The organism is Acidithiobacillus ferrivorans (assembly GCF_016250455.1).
Taxonomy (GTDB): Bacteria; Pseudomonadota; Gammaproteobacteria; order Acidithiobacillales; family Acidithiobacillaceae; genus Acidithiobacillus; species Acidithiobacillus ferrivorans.
In genome coordinates this window covers 2940806-2963820 of record NZ_CP059488.1, presented here as the reverse complement: position 1 = coordinate 2963820, position 23015 = coordinate 2940806, and the positions used below count along the sequence as shown (strand labels likewise).

Here is a 23015-nt window from a genome sequence, read left to right as displayed (position 1 = left end):
TAAGATCATGTGGAGGGGAGTATGATTCATGTGGGCATTGTCGGTGGTACGGGGTACACCGGGGTGGAGTTGCTCCGTTTGCTGCTGCCGCATCCGGAAGTCGAGGTGACGCTCATTACTTCCCGTGCAGAGGCTGGGCAGCGTGTGGACGAACATTTTCCTAATCTGCGTGGTCACTGTGATCTGTGCTACACCACGCCAGATCCCGCGCTGCTGGGTCAACTTGACGTCGTCTTTTTTGCGACGCCCCATGGGGTGGCGATGGACCGCGCCCCGGAGCTCTTGGCCAAAGGCGTACGGATCATCGATCTGGGCGCCGATTTCCGCCTGTCAGATACGGAAATTTTTGCCCAGTGGTACGGTATGGCGCATCGTGCGCCCGAAGCGCTGGCCGAAGCCTGCTATGGTTTGCCCGAATACTACCGGGCGCAGGTCAGTGAAGCGCGGCTGGTGGCCAATCCGGGCTGTTATCCGACGGCGGTTATCCTCGCTTTTGCGCCGCTGTTAGCGGCTGGTTTGCTGAATGAAGAGCTGTTGATCGCAGACTGTAAATCGGGGGTCAGCGGCGCGGGGCGCAGCGCTAAGCTTGGTCTGCTGCTTCCTGAAGCAGCAGACAGCGTCAGCGCTTATGGCGTGAGCGGCCACCGGCACCGGCCGGAAATTGAGGCGGTGCTCTCTGCGATCAGCGGCACCGAATTGGAACTGCAGTTCACGCCGCACCTTATGCCCATGATCCGCGGTATCCATGCCACCCTCTATGGACGCTTGCGTCGACCCATGAGTGACGCGGCATTGCAGGAACTCTATGCGCGCCGCTATAGCGACGAGCCCTTTGTGGATGTGATGCCCTTCGGCAGTCATCCCGCCACCCGCTCTGTGCGGGGTGCTAACGTCTGCCGCATAGCCCTGCACCAGCCACGACCGGGACAGGTGGTCGTTCTCTCGGTCATTGATAATCTGGTTAAAGGGGCCGCAGGGCAGGCCGTGCAAAACATGAACCGCATGTTCTCGCTGCCGGAAGATTTGGGGTTGGCCCATGTCGCGCTATCGCCATAACGCCGTTCAGAAGTCCTCTGTGTGGAGGGGCGACAGGGTAATCTGCTGAAAACAATATCAATGTTTTATTTGTGTATAAATGCTGTAGCCGTTTTTCTACAGGCAAATTATATAACACCATGAAAAAATAGGTAATAATTATGGCATCATTTGTGCTTTTCCATCCAAACATCCCATCTGGAAGGCGGCATACGGTCCTTAATTGATGCCTGTTCTCGGTGGGTTTGTTTAATAAAAACAAGGAGTTTTGTGATGATTAAGCTATTAGCATTTGCTGTCGGTCCACGCTGGCTGGCGTTTGTCGGCCGTGTGGTGTTCGCTTGCGGCTTGGCCTGTGCGCCAGTCGCCACATGGGCGGATGATGGGCCATCTCTGGGGCTTGTTATTCCGGGGTTGAGCGTGTTTCTCGGTAATGCACCGGGTTATTATGCGCCGCCTCCCCCGGTCTACTACGCGCCGCCCCCGCCCCCGCCAGGTTACTACGTGGCGGCGCGGCCGGCGCGAGTCTATGGCCCCAGACGATGGGAACGGCGGGGTCCGCCGCCTTGGGCCGGACGCTGGCGGCGTGGTGATGACTGACTGACAACATGGGATGATGCGGTGGTTTGCCCGGGATAGAATGAGACGGTTCTGCTACGGAGGTTCAAGGAGTGCTCCAATTTGGTGTGTAATGCACATTTATGGTGCACTCGGGCCAGGGTGCCCAGTTGACACCTTGTGATTATTCTTTTGTTTTGTATGAATATAATGAACATTATTGGGTAATGTTGCTGATGGCATGATGTTTGCATTTTAGCAACAGTGGTTAATTTTTTCATACAAACTGAAGGAGTCGTTATGTTGCACCACAACGCTATCCATACTTCCCGCTCTTTGCGCAGATCGGTACTCGCTGCCATCGCCCTAGGCCTTCCTATGATCGCTGGGGTAGCTCAAGCCAGTCCCCTGTCCATGCCTGCCCCCCTGACCTTCAGTGCCGGCCCTCTTGGTAAGCTGGATGTGCAGGGTATTGCCAGTGGTATGGCTTTTTATCAGGATTTTCCACAGGGCACAGCCGGTACTATTGGCGCTAAGAATGTTGGCGCTGATATTACTAATGGAATGGTCATTATTCAAAAGAATACGGGCGCTCTGCAGTTTTATATCCAGGCGGGTGCCTACAGCTTCCCCACGCTGGCGGCTGCAATGCCTTCCTCCACGAGCGACATTAACTTCTTCGGTGCCATGCCCGTCGCCTACTTAAAGTACGCTCCTTCTTCTGATTACTCTGTGGAGGTTGGCAAACTCCCTACGCTTATTGGCGCCGAGGGTGGTTTTACCTACCAGAATATCAATATCGCACGTGGCCTGCTGTGGGATGTCGAGCCGATTGTCAGTCGTGGCGTTCAGTTTAACGCCAGTAACGGTCCTATCAGCGCCTCAGTTTCCTTGAATGACGGTTATTACTCCAATCGTTATAATGTCATGAGTGGATTGCTGAGCTATGCCATCAATGGCTCCAATACCGTGAGTTTCTATGCGCAGGGGCCACTCGGTAATGTCCGTACGAGCTCCCCGGATGTTGCTTATTCGTCGACTGGGACTGCCAGCGACATCTATGGCGTGGAGTATGTCTACAGTTCCGGGCCGTGGATGATCGAGCCCTACGTGCAATATATGCATACCCCGCAGTCAAACCGGTTGGGCATTGCGCACTCTTTCTCCAATTATGGCGCTGCTCTGCTGGCTGATTATAGTTTCACTAATACCATATCCCTGGGTAGCCGGGTAGAATATTTGGATGTTGGCGGGAAGCCTGGGGAACAGATTAGTGGCGTGGCGGCCAGCTTGACGGACTTGCCTGCTGATTCCCACGCTTGGTCCATCACGCTGACCCCAACTTACCAGGATGACGGCTTCTTCGCACGGGCGGATCTCTCCTACGTTGCGGCGTCTGCTCCTGCCGGATTGGGGCTGTCTGGCGGCACGAATACCACCCAGCTCCGCGGCATGCTAGAGACTGGTTTCATGTTCTGAGTCCTGCTTTGTGATCAGCGCCCCGAGACCATCGGGGTGGGCTCGCCGAGAAAACCCGCCACAGAAGTAGGGCGGGTTTTATGCGTACTGGCGGTGCGTACCTGGGTATGTTTGCCCCCTATCGGGGCAATTCTTGCCAGCTGCGGGTAAATACGCCTTGATTTTTCGGCTTCTATGCGCTGGCATGAGCTTTGCTAGGTTGTTGGTGTGGTATGGTGAACTTGTGTATCCTCCTCTAGCAATATTCATGGGCGGCCCTCCCGCCCATTTTTTATGCGCCTTGTATCATTACCAACCAAATATTTTCCCTTCTGTTATAAGCCGGGTCCAATTTGAGTTTGGGATCGTCCCTGCGGGCGCGATGGTGATCAATATGCAAGCACCCTTGACGTTTTGCCATAGCCTGGGCCATCATTCCCAAAACTTTGCTCTCAGTATTCACTCGCGACCTGCATCCCAGCGATGCGGTCCATTTTTTGCTTGGAGGACCATGGACGCCACGGACCAGAAGCGCCTGTTGCGTGAAATGCTTTTTGCCCGCCGTTTCGAGGAACGTTGTGCGGAGGCCTATCACGAACGCCAGATCGGCGGTTTTTTGCATCTCTACCCCGGTCAGGAAGCCTGTGCTATCGGTGTGCTGGAAAAGGCCCGCCCCGGTTCGGACTATGTGGTGACCGGTTATCGCGACCACATTCATGCACTGAAGTCGGGGATGGATCCCAAGGTGTTGATGGCAGAGCTCTTTGGCAAAGAAACGGGCTGCTCCAAAGGCCGCGGTGGTTCCATGCACCTCTTTGATCCTGATGTGCACTTCATGGGTGGCTACGCACTGGTCGGTGGGCCCTTCCCACTAGCCGCTGGTTTCGCTAAGGCGATTCAGTTGCGTGGCAGCGATGAAATCTCCATCTGCTTCCTGGGTGACGGCGCCAACAATCAGGGTACTTTCCATGAGACCATGAACATGGCGAGCCTGTGGAATCTGCCGGTGCTCTTTATCTGCGAAAACAATCTGTATGGCATTGGCACCGCCATCGAACGTTCGACGGTGGAAATCAATCAGTACAAGCGTGTGGCCTCTTATGGCATTGAGGCGGCGCAGTGCGACGGTCAGGATATTGATGTGGTCATGGCCCACGCCGAAAAGGCGGTGCAGCATGTGCGTGAAAAGCGTAAGCCCTACTTCCTGGAGTTGATGACCTACCGTCTGCGCGGTCATTCCATGTCAGATTCCGGTGCTTACCGCTCCAAAGAAGAGGTAGAAGAATGGGCACTGCGCGATCCCATCGGTATATATAAGCGTCGTCTGATGGATGCCGGGGTGCTCAGCGAGGATATCTTCCACGCCATGGACGTGGCCGTTCAGGACGAAATCGAGAACGAGATCGTGCGTTTTGCCACCGAGAGTCCGGAGCCGCGCGTCGAAGACGTTGCCCGTTATGTGTATACAGAAGGAGGCAAGCAGCCATGGCTGAAATGATGTATTGGCAGGGTATTCTGCGCGCCCACGATGAGGAAATGGCGCGGGACCCGCTGGTCTTTGCCATGGGTGAGGATATTGGCGTCGCTGGCGGTACCTACAAGGCGACCAGCGGTCTCTTCGCCAAGTACGGCGAGCTGCGGGTAGTCGACACCCCCATCTCCGAAAACAGCTACACGGGCATCGGCGTCGGTGCGGCCATGATCGGGGCCCGTCCCATCGTCGAGATCATGAGCGTCAATTTCGCCTGGCTGGCCATGGATCAGCTCATGAACAACGCCGCGAAAATCCATTACATGTCCGGTGGACGTATCCGCTGTCCCTTTGTGATGCGGGTGCCGGGCGGCACGGCGCACCAGTTGGGTGCCCAGCATTCGGCGCGCATGGAAAAAGTCTTCATGGGTATTTCCGGCCTGCGGGTGGTGACCCCGGCAACGCCGCGCGACGCCTACGGCCTGCTGAAAAGCGCCGTGCGTTGCGACGACCCGGTGGTGATCATTGAGCACGAAAGTATGTACAACCTCAAGGGCGAAATACCGGATACGGAGTTCTTCACCCCGCTGGAAGGGATAGAAGTGATGCGGCCCGGTAAAGATGTCAGCATTTTTGCCTACAACATCAGCGTGCACTGGGCGCTGGAGGCGGCGCAGCAGCTGGCGCAGGAGCATGGTATTGATGCCGAGGTCATCGATCTGCGGGCACTCAAGCCCATGGATCGGGCCGGTATCGCGGCCAGCGTCCACAAGACGCATCGCGCCATTATTGTCGAAGAAGACGAGGCGCCCGTAGGCGTAGGTTCCGAGGTGATCGCAATCGTCAACGAGGAATGTTTTTTCGACCTCGATGCCGCACCAGTGCGGGTGCATGCCCTGGATGTGCCCATTCCTTATAACCGTCGCTTGGAAAAGGCGGCGATCCCCAATGCCGGGGATGTGGTCGCCGCGGTGCGGAAGATGCTGGGTCGATAGTAGTATCCGGCGACCTGTTCTGGTGGTTGATCGTGACCCGTCCGGCGAACGGCGACACGGCCTCCCTCTCAATCTCGATTTGAATGAATAATGGTGAAACATGGCTGAACCTTACGTCATCAAGATGCCGCAACTTACTGACACCATGACGGAGGGTGTGCTGGTGTCCTGGGAGAAGCCCGTGGGCGCACGGGTGGAGCGCGGCGATGTGGTGGCGACGATAGAAACGGATAAAGCCATTATGGATGTGGAGGTGTTCCGCTCGGGTTATCTGGCAGGGCCTCTGGCCGACGCCGACAGTGTCCACCCGGTGGGCGGGGCTATCGGCTATATCACCGATAGTGCGGTGGCGACGGTAGCGGCGCCTATTCAGGCGGCGCCTGCTGCTGCTACACCAGAGCCGATGGCCGCTGCGGTATCCGCCCCTGAGGGCTATGCGGTGAAAATGCCGCAGCTCTCCGATACCATGACCGAAGGCGTGCTGGTGTCCTGGGAAAAATCTCTGGGTGCCAAGATTCAGCGTGGGGATGTGGTGGCGACGGTGGAAACGGACAAGGCCATCATGGATGTGGAAGTCTTTCGTGAAGGTTACCTTTCCGGTCCGTTGGTGGCGGCAGATGCGGTAGTGCCGGTAGGTGAACCTATCGCTTGGCTGGTGGCGTCGCCGGAGCAGGTGCAGCGCGACAGCGCGACAGCCAGCACCGGTACGGCGAGCAGCGTCAGTTCCGTGCATGCCCCCGCAGCGACCGTGGCCGCCGCCATGCCTGCTCTGGTGTCGGGCGCGCATCCGGCGGCACGCCCGCAGCAGGGCGCAGCCAGCCCCTTCGCCCGGCAGTTGGCGGGTCAGCAGGGGGTGGATCTCAACAGGCTGCGTGGCAGCGGCCCAGCAGGTGTGATTGTCGCCGCCGACGTCCTCGCGGCTGGCGGCGATACGGCACCAGTCGCCACCACCCGCCCCAGTGAGCCTGCCGTGCCCGGCAACGGCCGCGCCATGACGGCCATCGAAAGAGCCATCAGTCAGGCGATGGTTGCTTCCCTGAGTATCCCGGTTTTCCATGTCACGGTGCAGGCCAAGCCCGAGGCTCTGATCCGCGCGGCCAAGGCGCATCAGGTTTCCGTCACGGTGGCTATCGCCAAGGCCGCTTCCCAGGCACTGAGCAAGCATCCTTTGGTGAATGCCGCCTATCAGCCCACGGATAAAATTGTCGAACGTGGCCAGCATGACATCGGTATTGCCGTGACCACGGAAGATGGCGGGTTGGTGGTGCCGGTGCTACGTGGGGTGGAAGGCAAGGGCCTTGATCAGTTGCAAGCAGAATGGACCCCGTTGGTGGAGAAGGCGCGCAAACGTCGTCTCAGTCCGCCCGAATACACCCATCCCACCTTCACTATCTCCAACATGGGCATGTATGGCATTGCCCAGTTCGATGCCATCGTCACACCGGGCACGGCGGCCATCATCGCTATTGCCGGCAATGGCCCCGAAGGTATGCCTATCACCATTACTGCGGATCATCGGGTGGTGAACGGCGCCGAGGCGGCCCTGTTTCTCAAGGACCTGAAGCAGGCGATTGAGCATCCGGAGGCTTGGCTGGCCAGCACGGGACCGGTGATTCCTGAAGGGAATTATGATGTGCAGGTGCTGGTCATCGGTGCGGGTCCTGGTGGTGAAGACTGTGCCCGCGAGTTGGTGGAGAACGGCGTCAAGGCCGCAATGGTTAACAATGCGCCTTTGCCCGGTGGCGAATGTCTGTGGCGCGGCTGTATCCCCTCCAAAGCCTGGCGCGCCGCGGCAGACCGTATCCGAGACCGTGAGCATGATGCCGCCATGGGCCTTAGCTTGGGCAAGCCCAATTTGGATTGGGTGCAACTGGAGCAGCATCGCCGTGGCATTCTCCAGACGCGCGGGGAAATGGCCCTGAAAACCGATCAGGGCATGAAGATTCAGGTGCTGGAAGGCTATGCCCGCTTCACCGGCGATCATAGTGTCGAGATCAGCGGTAAAGATGCGCGAACGCTGACTTTTGGCGCTTGTGTCATCGCTACGGGTGCTCCGGCCTTTGTGCCGCCGATTCCCGGTATTCAGGAGGCGTTAAAAAGTGGCGCCGCTGTGACTTCTGATACGGTCTGGGACTTGAAGCAGCCCCCCAAACGCCTCTGCGTCATCGGTGCGGGAGCCATCGGCATGGAAATGGCGCAGATGTTCCATGACTTTGGCGCCGAAGTGCGGGTGCTGGAAGCCTTGCCGCGGCCGGTGGCGGAGATGGAAAAGGAGGTCGCGGAACAGTTGATGAAGGCCCTCGCCCACAACAGTCCGCGCTTGCAGGTGTTGACCGACGTCAAAGTGGCGGGTGTCACCGGGCAGGTCGGTCAATTAGCGGTTCGATATCAGATCGGTGAAGAAGCAGCGACTTACAACTGCGATCTGCTGCTGGTGGCAACCGGCAAGCGTCCGGATACCAGCGGTCTGAACCTGGCGGCGGCCGGCGTAACGCTCGGTGAGCGGGCTGCCATCGCTACGGATGCGACCGGGCGGAGCAATGTGCCCCATATTTATGCTGTTGGTGACGTGATTGGCGGTTACATGCTGGCCCACACGGCGGGTCAGCAGGGGCGAATTGCGGCGGCCAATCTGCTGGGCCACAGCGTTCGCTACGATGCGGCGAAGGACTGCGGTGTGACGTTCACCCGACCGCAGTGCGCCTTTGTCGGTTTGTCCCTGGAGCAGGCGAAGGCCGCGGGCATGGACGCCGTCGAGGTCAAAGTGCCGATGAGCATTGATGCCAAGGCGATGATGACCGGTGAGACCGATGGTCTGATCAAAATAGTTGCTGACAAGGTGAGCCATCGCATTGTTGGTGTACACTTTCTGGCCGATCATGCGGATACCCTGGTGGGTGAGGCGGTGCTGATGGTAAGCGCTGGTCTGACCCTGGAGCAGGTGGCCGAAGCCATTCATCCGCATCCAACGCAGACTGAACTCTTCGGCGAAATGGCGCGGCGTCTTTTGTCCCGTCTGCGCCGCTCCGTCAAGGCAGGGAGCTGATTGGGTTGAGTATAATGCCTCCCCCCCCCGGACATTCCGGCACCGAGTGGGTGTTAACGTGGTCTGTGGCGCGACTTGACGCCTGTGCGTAAAAGCGAGCAAAATACTCGGGTATCCACTGGATGAAGCGCCGCGGCGCATGGAGCGATGCATGATGAGCACAGCAACCGAAACGATGACTAATCTGGATTCCATTCCCCCGCTTATGACCCTGACGCAAAATGCAGCGGACAAGATTGCTTCGCTGGTCGAAGAAGAGGGTTCTGAAGGCCTGAAGCTACGTGTCTTTGTGACAGGTGGCGGTTGTTCCGGTTTTCAGTACGGTTTTACTTTCGATGAGAATATGAATGAAGGTGATACGGAAGTGCAGCAGTTTGGCGTGAGCCTGCTGATCGATCCCATGAGCTATCAGTATCTGGTAGGTGCAGAGATTGACTATAGCGAGGGGCTGGAGGGTGCACAGTTCGTCATCAAAAACCCTAACGCGACAACGACCTGTGGTTGTGGGTCTTCTTTCTCGGCTTGATTGCCGGATATGGTACTGAAGTGCCCCAAGGGGAGGCCGATGGCCTCCCTTTTATTTTACGGGCAGGTTATGATGATCTAACGATCGTGGTCTGCGGGGGCCTTTGTTGAGGATGCCCTCCGTCCGAATGATAAAAGGAGTTCTGTATGGCGGAACCGAACTTTGCGCCAGGTCTGGAGGGGGTGGCTGCAACTCACTCCAGCATTTCCAATATTGATGGTGTTGCTGGCTTGCTGAGTTACCGTGGTTTTGCCATTGCGGATTTGGTGGCGTATAGCAGTTTTGAGGAAGTCGCGCTCTTGTTGCTGGACGGTGTCCTGCCGAGCGCGGCTGATCTGGGAGAATTTGATCGCGGGCTGCGTACCCATCGCCAGGTCAAATACAATGTCCGGGAAATCATGAAGTATATGCCGGTAACCGGGCATCCCATGGATATGCTGCACTGTGCTGTGGCCAGTCTGGGCATGTTCTACCCGCAGCAGGAGCTCTCCGACGCCGAGCGCGAAAATACGCTCCATCTGGATGCTATGGCGATGCGGATTATTGCCCGCATGCCGACTATTGTGGCCATGTGGGAGCAGATGCGCTTTGGTAATGATCCCATTCCACCAAGCCCAGACCTTAGTCACGCAGCTAACTTTCTGTATATGATCTCGGGCCGGGAGCCGGATCCGGCCTTTGCCAAAATTCTCGACTCCTGCCTGATTCTGCACGCCGAGCACACCATCAATGCCAGTACCTTCTCCGTGCTGGTGACCGGCTCTACCCTCACTAACCCCTACCATGTTATCGGTGGGGCAATCGGGACACTGGCTGGTCCGTTGCACGGCGGTGCCAATCAGAAGGTGATAGAAATGCTGGAAGAAATCGGCTCTGTCCAGCGGGTAGGCGCCTATCTCGATGAGAGGATGGCTAACAAGGATAAGATCTGGGGCTTCGGGCACCGTGTCTACAAGACCCGTGATCCGCGCGCAGCGATTCTCAAGGATATGATGGAAGATCTGGCCAGTCACGGTCACCTGCGCCACAGTCGCCTTTTTGAAATCGCCATAGAGATGGAACGCCAGGCTACGGAGCGACTCGGCCCCAAGGGCATCCATGCCAATGTGGATTTCTACTCGGGCGTGCTGTATCACGAGATGGGCATCAAAGCGGACCTTTTTACGCCTATTTTTGCTATGGCGCGTTCTGCGGGTTGGCTGGCCCATTGGCGGGAGCAGTTGGCGGACAACCGGATTTTCCGGCCTACACAGGTGTATACAGGGGAACAGAGTCAACACTATGTGCCTGTGGCACAGCGGTCTTAGGAAAAACGCATGACAGAAGTTTTACAGGATATTCCCTTCCTGGCCACTGATCGGGTGGAAGCGCTGCTGGATATTGAGCGTCACCTGATCGCCGCACAATCCACTATTGAGCGCTGGTTTCGTGGACAATGGCAGCGGACGCCGCCGCCGTTCTATGCCTCTGTGGACTTGCGCAATGCTGGGTTTAAGCTGGCGCCCGTGGACACCAATCTGTTTTCAGCGGGATTTAATAATCTCAATCCGGAGTTTTCGCCGCTGTATGTTTCGGCTATTCAACATTATCTGAATCAGTATCATCCGGGTCTGGAGCGGGTGCTCCTGATCCCTGAAAACCACACCCGTAATCTTTTTTATCTGGAGAATGTGGCGCGGCTGCGCGAATTGCTGGAACTCTCCGGCCTGGAAGTGCGGGTGGGCTCACTGATTCTGGAAGATCGCATGGCTTATAATCTGCCTTCGGGTAACCTGCTCCTTCTTGAACCGTTGCAGCGTGTCGGCGGGCGTTTGACGACGGCGGGCTTCGATGCGCAACTGATTTTGCTGAATAATGACCTGTCAGGCGGCGTGCCTGAAATACTGGAACATCTGGAACAACCTGTCCTGCCTCCCCTCGCGGCAGGCTGGCGCAACCGGCGCAAATCCCAGCACTTCGCCCATTATCGTGCTGTCGCGCAGGAGCTGGCGGAGGTGATCGACATTGATCCATGGCTGATTGATCCCGTTTTTCGCCGCTGTCAGGGCATTGATTTTATGCGCTCCGAAGGACGCGAGTGTCTGGTCGCCAATGTTGATGCCGTGCTGGAGATCACGCGCGAGCGCTACGCCCACTATGGCATCCGCCAGCGGCCCTTTGTCATCGTCAAAGCCGATGCCGGCACCTATGGCATGGGCATTATGACGGCTTATTCGGGTGAGGAGTTTCTGGACCTCAACCGCAGGGAACGCACCCGCATGGCCAAGAGTAAAGAGGGCCTGCCGGTGAGTGATGTTTTTATTCAGGAAGGGGTTTACACTTTTGAGCAAACCGCCCAGGAGGCCGTAGCTGAACCGGTCGTGTACATGATCGGTCAGCAGGTGTTGGGTGGCTTCTACCGGGTGCATACGGAACGCGGGCGTGATGAGAACCTCAACGCCCCAGGAGCGCACTTTGAGCCCATGGCCTTTGGCCAGACCTGTGTGGTTCCTTGCCGGAAATCACCGCCCGATGCGCCGGTAAACCGTTATTATGCCTATGGCGTTATTGCGCGCCTGGCGCTGGTGGCCGCGACACGGGAGATGGCGGACTGGCGGCTACAGGATGCGCAGGAAGCAGGCCAATGAGTATGCTTAAGGCCGCTATACTCATGGACCCTATCATTGGCATCAAACCGGCTAAAGATACAACCTTTGCTATGCTTCTTGCGGCGCAGGCACGCGGGCACCAGTGCTGGGTGTTTACCCTGTCCGACCTGTTTCTGCGTGATGGGAGTGCCTGGGGGCGATTAAGTGCCGTGGTCGCGCGCGATGATGTGGAAGACTACTGCACGCTGGGTGAGCCGGAAGAACGTCCCCTCGCTGACATGGATGTGGTGCTGATGCGTAAGGACCCACCCGTTGATCTGGAATATCTTACCGCCTGCTATTTGCTGGAGCACGCAGGTACCTGGGTGGTCAATGATCCGGTCACCCTGCGCAATGCCAATGAAAAGCTCTATGCCCTGCATTTCCCGGATTTTCTGCCGCCCTTGCTCGTCAGTCGCGATCTTGGGGATTTGCGCGCCTTTCTCGTCGAGCATGGCGAGATCGTCGTCAAGCCGCTTTCGGCGCGGGGCGGCGAAGGGGTGTTTTATTTGCACTTGCAGGATCGCAATGTCGGCAGCATTCTGGAGACGGTGACGGACTGGGGCCGGCATTATGTGATGGCACAGCGCTATCTGCCTGCTATCCGCGCGGGCGACAAGCGTATCCTCCTGGTGGATGGCGTGCCGGTGTTGGGTGCTATGCTGCGGGTGCCTTCGGCCTCGGATTTTCGCGGTAATCTGGTGGCCGGAGCACAGGCCGTTGCGGCAGCACTTACGGACCGTGACCAGGAAATCTGTGCGGCGATCGGGCCCGCCCTGCGTGCTGCGGGCCTGCTTTTTGTCGGTCTGGATGTGATTGGTGGATATGTGACGGAGATCAATGTGACCAGCCCCACCGGGGCACGGGAAATCAAGCGCTTCTGCGGGGTGGATGCAGCGGATCTGCTCTGGCAACGTCTGGAGCAGGGGCGATAATGCCGCTATGCCCGTGCGGCTGGTCACCGGCACCTGCCGTTTTCGAGCGAAAACACGTATCATGGGAACTATGATCTTTTCATCCCTCAAAAATCATCTGCTCATTGCCATGCCTGAGCTGCACGACGGCGTTTTTGATCGCACCGTGATCGTGGTGTGCGAGCACAATGCCGAGGGCGCTATGGGCGTGGTCATCAACCGTCTGGTGGATATTAATATGTCTGATGCCCTGCGTGCGGTGGATATCCAGCCTTCAGAAGAAATGATCCATCGTCCGGTGTACTGGGGTGGGCCCGTACAACCCCAGCACGGATTTATCCTGCACTCGCCGCGTGGCGAATGGCTTTCCAGTCTGGAGATTAATGACGATCTGGCGCTGACCAGTTCGCCGGATATTCTGCAGGCTATTGCTCAGCACGAAGAGCCGCAGCGTTACCTGCTGACCCTGGGCTATGCCGGCTGGGGCGCGCAGCAACTGGAAGCGGAACTGCAGGATAACGCTTGGTTACACGGCCCCCTAGATATGGCGGTAATTTTCGACCTGCCCGCCAATGAGCGCTGGCAGGCCGCAGCGCGCTTGCTGGGTGTGGATATGCGGCTGCTCAGTGGCGCGGCGGGTCATGCCTGAGCGGAGCGGGCCGCTGCTTGGGATAGACTTCGGTGAGCGCCGGATCGGGATTGCGGTTTTGGGGGAGTCGGGGTTGGCGCCGCAAGGGGTTGCCACCCTGCGCAATGGCGAGGGTGGTCCGGACTGGGATGGCTTCGCCCGTATCCTTAAAGAATGGCAGCCGCGCGCGCTGGTTTTGGGTCTGCCGCTGCACATGGATGGCAGCGAGGGTTTTATGGTGGGCCGGGTGCGCAAGTTCGCCGAAAGTTTGCAGTACCGCTTCTCCCTGCCTATTCATTGGGTAGACGAGCGCCTGAGCAGTCACGCCGCTGAACTGGTCCTGAAAGATCGCGACTTTTCGCCAAAGAAACGCGGCCGTTTGCTGGACCAAGCCGCAGCCTGCGAGATTTTGTGGACCTTTCATAATGCCCGAGGCGACGCATGACGACCGACTGGGATGTGACCGCACTATTAGAGGGCATGGCGCGTGATCTGCGTCCCCTCATTGATCCGGAACAGACGGCAATGATCGGTATTTTTACCGGTGGTGTCTGGCTGGCGCGCACCCTGCACGCCGCACTCGCTTTGCAACAGCCCCTGGGGCAGGTGGATATCTCTTTTTATCGTGATGATTTCAGCCAGATCGGTCTGCATCCGCAGGTGCGTGCTTCGGATATCCCCTTTGGTATAGATGGTCGCGACATTATCCTGGTGGATGATGTCCTTTATACCGGTCGCACCGTACGCGCCGCGATGAACGAAATCTTCGACTACGGACGACCGGCTCGCATCCGCCTGGCGGTGCTGGTGGATCGCGGCGGGCATGAGTTGCCGGTGGCCGCTGATGTGGCGGCACTGCGCCTGAATGCCACGGCGGGCGAGCACATCAAGCTGCGCGGCCCCGATCCGTTGCGTTTGGAGTTGGAGCAGCGGAGGCCGCAGCCATGAGTACTACCCTGCGTTTTGGTGAAGGTAACTTGCAATACGATGCGCAGGGCCGCCTGCGCCATCTGCTCAGTACCGAAGGATTGCGGGAGCGGGAATTGCTGCAGATACTGGATACGGCGGAGTCTTTCCTCAGCATTGCAAAGCGCAGCGTCAAAAAGACGCCTACCCTGCGCGGACGCACCATCGTCAATCTCTTTTTTGAGAACAGCACACGGACGCGCAGTACCTTTGAGCTGGCCGCCAAGCGCCTCTCGGCGGATGTGCTGAATATTGCGGTCAGTACGAGTAGTGCCAGCAAGGGCGAGTCCCTCATTGATACCGTCGATAATCTGATGGCCATGCAGGTGGATGGTTTCGTCCTCCGTCATCCCGAAGCGGGTGCAGCCCATCTGATCGCCCGCCATCTGGGTGACTCGGCACTGGTGGTGAATGCCGGTGACGGTCAGCACGCCCATCCCACCCAGGCCTTACTGGATGTGTTCACCATCCGTCGCCTGGCGGGGCCGATTGAAAAGCGAGTGGTGGCCATCGTCGGCGATGTGCTCCATTCGCGGGTGGCGCGCTCGCAGATTCATGCCTTGTCCATTCTCGGTTGCCCGGAAATTCGCGTCATCGGCCCGCGCACCCTGGTGCCCGAAGAACTTTCGGCGCTGGGCGTGCATGTTTACCACGATCTGCAGGCCGGTTTGCGTGGGGTGGATGTGATTTGTGCCCTGCGCCTGCAACGGGAGCGCATGGCGTCGCACCGCCTGCCCAGTCTGAATGAATTTTATCACCGTTTCGGGCTGACACCGGAGCGCTTGCAGTGGGCAGCACCCGGCGCGCTGGTGCTGCATCCGGGTCCTATGAATCGCGGGGTGGAGATTGCCTCGGAGGTGGCCGACGGTGATCAGGCGGTGATTCTCCAACAGGTAGCCCATGGTCTGGCGATGCGGATGGCGGTGCTCACCATCCTCGCTGGCGCGGCGGGCGGGGAGTGAAGACCATGCACAGAATCATCCGCAATATTCGGGTCATGGACCCCAGTGACGGCTTTGATGCGGTCACTGATCTGGCCGTGGCGGGCGGTCGGATTGTCGCACGGGGCACGCTGCCTCCGGACTTTACGGCAGAAGAAGTGCTGAATGGCACTGGCTTGATCGCCTGCCCGGGATTCATCGAAACGTCTTTTCAGGCGCATACCCCCGGTCACGGCCGGGATGGTGACCTTGCCAGTGAGTTGCGTGCGGCGGTAGCCGGTGGCGTGACGCAGGTTTTACTGCGCCCGGACACGCTGCCCATGGCCGACATCCCGGCCGTTTTGCAGGAACAGCGCGTTCTGGCGGAGCGTCTGGCCTTGGCCAATGTGCATCTGTCCGGTGCCCTTACTACGCAGCTTCAGGGTGCGGCACTGACCGAGATGGCGGGCTTGGCAGAGGCCGGTGCTATCGCCTTCAGCCAGGCCAAGGAGCCGGTGCTCAGTGCGGCTTTGTTGCGGCTGGCGCTGAGTTACGCAGCGGATTTGGGCTTGCCCGTATTACTCCATGGCGAACAGCCGGAGTTGGCTGCCAACGGGGTGATGCACGAAGGCCGTCTGAGCATCCGTTTAGGCCTGACCGGCCGCCCAGCCGCGGCGGAGCAGATCGGCGTGCAGCGGGATATCGCCATTGCCGCGCTCAGCGCTTGCCCCATCCATTTCCCGCACTTGAGTATCGCTGCGGCGGTGGCCGAGGTTGCGGCGGCCCGGCAGCGGGGTGAGCCGGTGACTTGTGGGGTGAGTATCCATCACCTGCTGCTCACCGAGCAGGATGTCGGTTTCTTCAATCTCCACGCCAAGATCTTACCGCCTTTACGCGCCGCCGCAGAGCGCGACGCGCTGCGGCACGCCATTGCTACGGGTGCTATAACGGCCATCAGCAGTGATCACAGCCCCTGGGGGGTGGACCGGGAAGGCATGACTTTCACCCAGGCACCATTCGGCATTGCTGCCGTGGAATGGCTTTTGCCGCTGGCGCTACGTCTGATGGATGAAGGGGTGTTGGATTTAATGACGGTGCTGAACTTGCTGAGTGTTGGCCCGGCCCAAGCCCTTGGTTTGCCAGTGCCATCCCTGGCGGTCGGCGCCACCGCTGACCTCTGTATCTTCGATCCGGAGTCTTATTTCACGGTAGAGCCAGGGCGTCAGTGGAGCCGCGGGCGGAATCTTCCTTATGGACAATGGGAATTGCGCGGACAGGTGCGCTATACATTGGTGGCGGGTCGGATGGTTTTTCGAGGGTGAGCGGGGGCGGGAGGCAAATGTGACCGTCAGCGTTCAATTTAAATTGAATTGATTCGCATCGTCTGGTCGTCGTGGGCTTGGGCGTTTTCTTCCTGCACTTGACTCTCGCTGCTGGCTCGGCGCTTGCGGCGCTGCAGATGGGGGTCATGATTTATTCCCTGTGAGGGAAGATGCTCCATTGCTCCACCAATCTCCTATACTAAAAACTCGAGGTGTGGGATACACCCCGCCTTCCCACTAGACTGGCGCGCGCTGGAGGTGCCTTATGAACCCAAATATTTCCCGCATCCTATGGGTGCTTGCCGCCGTGGCGTTCAGCTCGGCGATGGCTCCGTCCGAGGCTGCAGTTGGACATCCATCGCAGCCTGCCATGGGCAATATGGACAAAGCGACCGGAGGAAGCGGCACCACGGAGTCCGGAAAAAAATATATCAAGATTCTTTCCCCTGCCAATGGTGCACAACTCAGTGCCGGTACCCCTGTGGTCCTGTCCTATGATGTCACTCTGGCTCCCAACGGCAATCATATCCATGTCTATGTTGATAAGCACATGGCTGGCCTGAGCCATGAATTGAAAGGTAACTTTTCTGTAGGCAAGTTGGCGCCCGGCACACACACTATTTGCATCAAAGAGGCTACAGCGGCCCATGTTCTCATCGGGGTCAACCGGTGCATTGTGGTTACGGTTAAGTAAAAATGACGGGCTTTTTCTTCAGCACCCAGCTTCTGCTCTATGCCTGCATTCAGGCGTTGCACAACTTGGGGGCGGTGGCCATCGTAGGTGGAGGCGCTGCAGCGCTTTTGCTGGCGCGCCGTTCTCCTGGCATACAGAGGACGCTGGTGTGGGTAATCACTTTGGGATGGGTAAACCAAGGGGTGACCGGCACCCTTTTTGGGGCTGCCAGCTATTACTATGATGGCCGTTTGCCCGATATTCATGGGATCGCTCTGACGGCTCTGATTCTCAAAATGGCTTGCGCAGTTCTGGGCATCATCCTCGGGATGGTCTACCTGCGTTTTGAGCGTGGATGGTCGGGGGCAGTGCAGCGCCGGATCCTGGGTTTTGATTTCGGCTTGGGTGTCACCGCCCTCACTGCCGCAGCATTTCTGCGTTGGTTTTCTTGATTTTGTAGGCGTGTTTCCTAACCCCGCTTAGGTGTGTCGGACACCCTATGCGAAAGCTCGACGACATCCCCCAGTTCCATCACCTGGTTGGGCGGGAGCCGGAAAAAGTCGGTGGCGTTGGCAGAAAAACGGAGCAGGATGGCGAAAAGACGTTCTCGCCATAAAGCCAGCCCCGCGTCGGCGGTCGGAATCACCCGTTGGCGGGAGGCAAAATAGGTGGTATCCGATGGGTTCCAGCGGAAGTTCGGACGCTCCGCGGACTTCAGAATCTCCGGAATATCAGGTTGCTCCATGAATCCATAACGGGCAGTGAAACGATAGATGCCTTGTCCGTAATCCAGAACCGCTACGCGGTGCGTGGGAAGAATGCGTGGCTCATCTTCAAATTTGACGGTGAGGATGATGACCCGTTCATGAAGCACCCTGTTGTGTTTCAGGTTATGCAGCATGGCATGCGGAATGCCGTGCTCGCGCACGGTCAGGTATACCGCCGTGCCCGGGACACGGATAGGCTCGCAAGGGGTGACGCCGCTCAGAAAGGCCTCCACCGAGATAGCATCCGGATACAGTTTGCGGGCGAGTATCTCCCGCCCCCACCGCCATGTCGACATGCTCGTAAAAACTACCAGACCGATCATCAGCGGGAACCATCCCCCTGCCACGAATTTCAGTAGATTCGCGCCGAAAAATATCCCATCCAGCAGGATAAAGAAGCCGCAGAAAAGGCCAGCTTTCCACAGCGGCCACCGCCAACTGTGGCGGGCGACGAAGAAGACCAGAACGGTGGTCAGCATCATGGTGCCGGTAACCGCCGTACCATAGGCGAAACTCAGCGCGTTCGAAGACCTGAACCAGAGAATCGCCGCGATAACCGCCGCCATCAGGACTCCGTTGAGCCCTGGAAGATAGATCTGCCCGCGCTCGGATGCCGAGGTGTGAATGATGGTCAGACGCGGTACGTAACCCAGCAGCAGGGCTTGGCGCGTCGCGGAATAGGCTCCGGAAATCACCGCTTGCGAGGCAATCACTGTAGCGATGCCCGATATCACCACTATAGGCAGAGTCGCCCAGGCGGGGAAGAGCCGGAAAAAGGGATTCTGAATAGCCGAAGGATCGAGCTCCAGCAAAGCGCCCTGGCCGAGATAGTTGAGGGCCAGGGCGGGCAGCACCAGAACATACCAGGCCATGCGGATGGGTCGCGCACCAAAATGACCCATATCGGCGTAGAGCGCCTCCGCCCCAGTGACGGCGAGGACTACCGCGCCCAGGATCACCAACCCACCGATGCCATGTATTCCGAAAAAATGCAGGGCGTACCACGGGTTGAGCGCAAGCAGCACCTGCGGATCAGCGCTGATCCAGGTCAGTCCGGAGCCGAAAAGCAGCAGGAACCATACCAGCATGCTCGGACCAAAGAGGTGACTAATGGCTGCCGTACCGCGACGCTGGACCAGAAAGAGTCCAACGATTACTCCCAAAGCCAGAGGGATGACCAGCGGTTTCCAAGCCGGAGAGGCGACCTCCATGCCTTCCATAGCCGACAGCACTGAAATGGCTGGAGTGATGATGCTATCTCCATAAAAAAGAGCCGCGCCCAAAAGCCCAATACTCAGTATCCACCAGCGCAATCGTCCAGAATGCCCTGTTGCATGGGCAGCCAGAGCGGTCAGCGCCATGACGCCGCCCTCGCCTTGATTGCTCGCCCGCATGATCACCCAGGCGTATTTGACGCTCACAACCAGCACCAGAGTCCAAAAAATCAGGGAAAGGATACCTTGGAGATTTGCCGCTGTGGGTGGCAAGGACATGGCGGACAGGCAGGCGCTGAGGGTATAAAGCGGACTCGTGCCGATGTCCCCGAAGACCACACCGAGGGTGGCCATAGCCAGCAGGGGAAGGGTTTCTTTCTGGTCGTTCATGATGACGTTCGCCAGTGCCTGTACGGCTGCAAATACCGAAGATAAAAAATGAATATTCGCTCGAATGCTTCCTTTACCAAAATCAAATGCTTCGATCGCCGCGAACCGGTACTCCATAAATGCCCTGACGATCGCGGAAAGCTACTTTCGAGCGCTGTCCAATCCATGTCAGTAATTTTATGCATTGGAAGAGGGCGGCAGGGCAGTGGCTGCTGCAGCGGCCCGCATGCCCTGCACCGCCTGCCCCAATTCTTCCTGAAAGAGATGGCTGTGCCCATGCAACTGACCGAGCAGGCGATGGAGCTCCTCGCGCGTCCCGCTTTGCCGTACCTGGAGAATTTTCCGACCCAGGATATGCACTGTTTCGTGCTCGGCCAGCAATGCCTCTACCCCTGTCAGTTCTGACGCATGGGCCTGCAGCCAGGTCGTGATCGGGCAGTCGGCCAGTTCCGTATTCTCGTAACCCTGATGATTCATCGCCGACTCTGCTGCCGCCCGCACCCAGCCCAGATGCTGGTACAGGGCCAGCATCGGCGTGTCCGCATCCCCGACGCCGAGGACAAAGCTGCGCACAAAATCCGCCACCGCTTCCGCCTGCAGCGGCCTGGCAATGGCGTACCCCTGGAGATAGTTGATTTTCATCTCGCGCAGTAGGGCGATGTGCGCTTCGGTTTCCACTCCTTCCACGGTGATGAGGACGCCCATCGCCAAGCCCAGATTGACGAGACTTTCGACGAAAATCAGATCCTGGGGTTTGTTCGACAACTCGCGGATGAAACCCTGATCGATCTTGATCTCGTCAATGGGCAGATTTTTGAGTCGCAGGAGAGAGGCGTATGCACTCCCCACGTCATCCAGGGCGATTTTGATGCCCGCGCCGCGCAGCCGTTGCAGATGCTCCAGGGCGACCCCCGGTTCGAGAATTTCCCCGATTTCCAGCACCTCCAGCACCAGGGATTTCGGAGGGACACTCGGATACGCCGCCAGGATGCCAAAGACCGTATCGGCAAATCCGGGTTGATCGAGTTCTTCCGGGGTGACATTGATGCTGAGAAAGAGGTCCAGTCCGGCTTCCCGCCACTGTGCGAGCTGTCGCAGTCCCGTTTGCAGCACGAAGCGCCCCAGTGCCTGACGCTCCCGTAACCCCAGGGCGGAAAGGAATTTGTCGGGGGAGACCTCCCGACCCTCCCGGTTCCACCGGGTCAGGGCCTCGAGACCCGCCACCCGATCCGTCGCCATGGCCACCAGAGGCTGATAGCGGAGAGTCACCGCTCCGCTGGCCAAGGCGCGCAGGAAATCCCGGCGCAACAGTTCATCGCCCATGCTGACATTGCCAATATCCGGGTGGTAGAGCTGCACCCAGCCCCCGCTCTCGCGACTGGGGCGCGCCTTGGCCGCATACATGGCCTGGTCCGCGTGGCGCAGGAGCAGATCGGCGTCCGCCTCGTCAAAAGGATAGATAGTCAGTCCCAGGCTCGCCTGAATACGGACCATCTCCCCCTTGATGTTGAAGGGCTGTGCACTCGCGGTCTGGAGACGGGCCAGAACCTGATCCAGTTCATCCATATCGCGCAGGCCTTCCAATAGCAGCACGAACTCGTCACCCCCCAGACGCGCCACGGTATCCGTCCGCCGCACTGTGCCTTGCAGGCGGCGGGCCATTTCTTTCAGCAGGTCGTCACCGGCATCATGGCCATAGGTGTCATTGACTGGTTTGAAATCGTCGATGTCGAGAAAACCCACGGCCAGAAGCCGCTCCTGGCGTGCAGATCGTGCCAGTGCCTTGCTTATCTCTGCATCCAGAGCGCGACGATTAGGTAGGCCGGTGAGCATGTCGGAGAACGATTGCCGCGCGAGATCATCCACCAATCGATGCCGTTCCGTCACGTCCACAAAGGTGCCGAGAATGCGCTGCACGCCATCCGTGCCGTCCAGACGTTGAACAGAAAGATCCACGTATATGACCGCTCCATCCAGACGGCGATAAGGCACATCTCTGAGCATCCCGTGGCCTTCGCTTAGGACCTTCTGATTAGCCGCGCCTACCCGATCGTAGGTTTCCTCGTCGAGGTAGAATCTCCGTATCGGGTGCCCGAGCAAATCCTCCGGGGAAGAGGCCCCGAACATTTCCAGCATTCGGGCGTTCACTTTTTCGAAAATCCTTTCTGGAGAGCGTATGACACCAATGCCAGACGACTGCGTGTTCAACAACACCTCGTTGAAGGCATTGGCTTCCCGCTCCCTTCGCAGAATATCCAGGCGATCGAGGCCATAGCCGACGTCTTTGGCCAAATCCGTCAATATCTTCTGGAGATCGGCATCGAAAATATTATCTTCACCGTGACCCATCGCCAAGATGGCCCAGCGCTTGCCACCACGGAAAATGGGTAGAGCGGCGTTCGCACTAATCCCAAAGGCTTCGGCACGCTGCGCCCAGGGCTTCATGCGAGGGTTTTTGGTGAATGACGCATTGTAAACCAATTTTTGATCGCGCCAGGACAGGCCTGCTGGTCCTTGTCCCTCTGGAAGTTCTGCGGACGCGGATATACGTATCCCCGCCAGATAGCCCATTGGCCCGACGGCGGCAAGCATTTGAAACCAGCCATCGCTATCGGGCTGGCCAATCCACGCCAGCCGCAGATGGGCATGATGGACGGCCAGTTCGCAGAGGGATCGCAGCAAATCTGCTTCGTTCTCCATCTGGGCGATGGCTTCATTGGCGCTGGAAAGCAGCACACTGAAATCGATGATCCGTTGTAGGCGTCTGGCGCTGTCCTGCTGGGCGGCCTCCAGCAACTTGCGCTTGCTGATGTCACGCGTGGTGGCTAGCAAGTAAGGCTTGTCGAGTTCGACAGGCACCACGTTGACCTCCACAGGAAACGTCGAGCCATCCTTGCGACGGTGTATGGTTTCGAACAGCGCGTGTCCCGATTTCCATAACTGCGCAAGCCCATTCTGGGGGGCAGCGCTGTAAGCCGTGTCTATGTCGTAAATGCTCATGGACAGGAGTTCTTCACGGGTGTAGCCCAAGGCGAGGCATCCCGTCGTGTTTATGTCTAAAAAACGTAGGGTGACAGGATCGAGCACCTCGATGGTGTCGCTGGAATTGTCGAGCAAGGCGCGGAATAATTTTAGCTTCGTCTCGGCCTGCTGATATTCGGTGGTGCTATGCATAATGGTCACCAATCATGTGCGTTGCCCCTTTTATATTTGCAAACTCACCAAATGGCTCTGCATGATTTCCACTGACCGGCGTAGTGCCTGCAATATATTTGGGTCGGGGATGTCGGTGTTCGCCGCAGTCGTCGGCCCATCGCCGGTGGCGCGCAATGCTGAAGGTGGGGCCATGTTCCATCGGCTGGGTGCAGTGGACCTGCGTCGCGAGGGGGCCCGGAAACAGTGCTCGACCGACGGCGATGGGATCGATCAACCCTCCATCCGCCAAAATCAGACCGTCGTGGCGCTGCGGAAGAGAGGAACACTTCCTGCCCAGTGACCATATCCG

At 58.3% G+C, this 23015-nt stretch carries 20 protein-coding genes; 18 read left to right on the top strand and 2 right to left on the bottom strand.

Annotated elements, in window-relative coordinates:
- The first annotated feature begins 21 nt into the window (after nt 1–21).
- The 17 genes from argC to H2515_RS14780 all read left to right on the top strand — a co-directional run bounded on the left by argC (nt 22) and on the right by H2515_RS14780 (nt 17591).
- The gene (gene argC / locus H2515_RS14860) at nt 22–1056 is read left to right on the top strand and encodes an N-acetyl-gamma-glutamyl-phosphate reductase (protein ID WP_014030393.1); all 1035 of its coding nucleotides are present in this window, start codon (nt 22–24) and stop codon (nt 1054–1056) included.
- A gap of 252 nt (nt 1057–1308) precedes the next feature.
- The gene (locus H2515_RS14855) at nt 1309–1635 is read left to right on the top strand and encodes a hypothetical protein (RefSeq protein WP_198660500.1); all 327 of its coding nucleotides are present in this window, start codon (nt 1309–1311) and stop codon (nt 1633–1635) included.
- A gap of 258 nt (nt 1636–1893) precedes the next feature.
- Nucleotides 1894–3072, top strand: coding sequence for an outer membrane beta-barrel protein (locus tag H2515_RS14850; RefSeq protein WP_198660499.1), 1179 nt, complete (start codon nt 1894–1896; stop codon nt 3070–3072).
- Between the two features lie 490 nt (nt 3073–3562).
- Nucleotides 3563–4549 (top strand): pyruvate dehydrogenase (acetyl-transferring) E1 component subunit alpha, encoded by a 987-nt coding sequence (gene pdhA, locus H2515_RS14845; protein WP_198660498.1) that lies wholly within the window; start codon nt 3563–3565, stop codon nt 4547–4549.
- A complete protein-coding gene (locus H2515_RS14840) occupies nt 4537–5517 on the top strand; it encodes an alpha-ketoacid dehydrogenase subunit beta (RefSeq protein WP_014030389.1) in 981 nt (326 codons plus the stop codon). The genes pdhA and H2515_RS14840 overlap by 13 nt, the downstream gene beginning before the upstream one ends.
- Before the next feature lie 100 nt (nt 5518–5617).
- The gene (locus H2515_RS14835; protein WP_198660497.1) at nt 5618–8563 is read left to right on the top strand and encodes an FAD-dependent oxidoreductase; all 2946 of its coding nucleotides are present in this window, start codon (nt 5618–5620) and stop codon (nt 8561–8563) included.
- A 151-nt stretch (nt 8564–8714) separates the two neighbouring features.
- Nucleotides 8715–9089: an iron-sulfur cluster insertion protein ErpA gene (erpA, locus tag H2515_RS14830; RefSeq protein WP_014030387.1), complete on the top strand. Its 375-nt coding sequence runs from the start codon at nt 8715–8717 to the stop codon at nt 9087–9089.
- Nucleotides 9090–9235: 146 nt separating this feature from the next.
- On the top strand, nt 9236–10396 hold the full coding sequence (locus tag H2515_RS14825) for a citrate synthase (RefSeq protein WP_198660496.1): 1161 nt from the start codon (nt 9236–9238) through the stop codon (nt 10394–10396).
- A 9-nt stretch (nt 10397–10405) separates the two neighbouring features.
- A complete protein-coding gene (gshA, locus tag H2515_RS14820) occupies nt 10406–11716 on the top strand; it encodes a glutamate--cysteine ligase (RefSeq protein WP_014030385.1) in 1311 nt (436 codons plus the stop codon).
- Nucleotides 11713–12651 carry a glutathione synthase gene (gene gshB / locus H2515_RS14815; protein WP_198660495.1) on the top strand — a complete coding sequence of 313 codons (939 nt, stop codon included), beginning with the start codon at nt 11713–11715 and terminating at the stop codon, nt 12649–12651. Before gshA ends, gshB begins: the two co-directional genes overlap by 4 nt.
- Before the next feature lie 61 nt (nt 12652–12712).
- On the top strand, nt 12713–13279 hold the full coding sequence (locus tag H2515_RS14810; protein WP_232821430.1) for a YqgE/AlgH family protein: 567 nt from the start codon (nt 12713–12715) through the stop codon (nt 13277–13279).
- A complete protein-coding gene (gene ruvX / locus H2515_RS14805; RefSeq protein WP_065412808.1) occupies nt 13272–13703 on the top strand; it encodes a Holliday junction resolvase RuvX in 432 nt (143 codons plus the stop codon). The genes H2515_RS14810 and ruvX overlap by 8 nt, the downstream gene beginning before the upstream one ends.
- Nucleotides 13700–14206, top strand: coding sequence for a bifunctional pyr operon transcriptional regulator/uracil phosphoribosyltransferase PyrR (gene pyrR / locus H2515_RS14800; protein ID WP_198660494.1), 507 nt, complete (start codon nt 13700–13702; stop codon nt 14204–14206). The genes ruvX and pyrR overlap by 4 nt, the downstream gene beginning before the upstream one ends.
- Nucleotides 14203–15186, top strand: a complete 984-nt coding sequence (locus tag H2515_RS14795; protein WP_198660493.1) for an aspartate carbamoyltransferase catalytic subunit — start codon at nt 14203–14205, stop codon at nt 15184–15186. The genes pyrR and H2515_RS14795 overlap by 4 nt, the downstream gene beginning before the upstream one ends.
- A 5-nt stretch (nt 15187–15191) precedes the next feature.
- A complete protein-coding gene (locus tag H2515_RS14790) occupies nt 15192–16466 on the top strand; it encodes a dihydroorotase (RefSeq protein ID WP_035191044.1) in 1275 nt (424 codons plus the stop codon).
- A 265-nt stretch (nt 16467–16731) separates the two neighbouring features.
- Nucleotides 16732–17160 carry a hypothetical protein gene (locus H2515_RS14785; protein WP_065412811.1) on the top strand — a complete coding sequence of 143 codons (429 nt, stop codon included), beginning with the start codon at nt 16732–16734 and terminating at the stop codon, nt 17158–17160.
- Nucleotides 17161–17162: 2 nt separating this feature from the next.
- Complete coding sequence (locus tag H2515_RS14780; protein ID WP_065412812.1) at nt 17163–17591, top strand: hypothetical protein; 429 nt, start codon at nt 17163–17165, stop codon at nt 17589–17591.
- Between the two features lie 17 nt (nt 17592–17608).
- Here H2515_RS14780 and H2515_RS14775 read toward each other — a convergent pair whose 3' ends face one another.
- Both H2515_RS14775 and H2515_RS14770 read right to left on the bottom strand, forming a co-directional pair.
- Nucleotides 17609–19627 carry a potassium transporter Kup gene (locus H2515_RS14775; protein WP_232821429.1) on the bottom strand — a complete coding sequence of 673 codons (2019 nt, stop codon included), beginning with the start codon at nt 19625–19627 and terminating at the stop codon, nt 17609–17611.
- Nucleotides 19628–19687: 60 nt separating this feature from the next.
- Nucleotides 19688–22684, bottom strand: a complete 2997-nt coding sequence (locus H2515_RS14770; RefSeq protein WP_198660491.1) for a bifunctional diguanylate cyclase/phosphodiesterase — start codon at nt 22682–22684, stop codon at nt 19688–19690.
- A gap of 61 nt (nt 22685–22745) precedes the next feature.
- On the opposite strand from H2515_RS14770, the gene H2515_RS14765 reads away from it, so the two are divergent.
- A complete protein-coding gene (locus tag H2515_RS14765) occupies nt 22746–23006 on the top strand; it encodes a hypothetical protein (RefSeq protein ID WP_141672404.1) in 261 nt (86 codons plus the stop codon).
- Nucleotides 23007–23015: the final 9 nt, after the last annotated feature.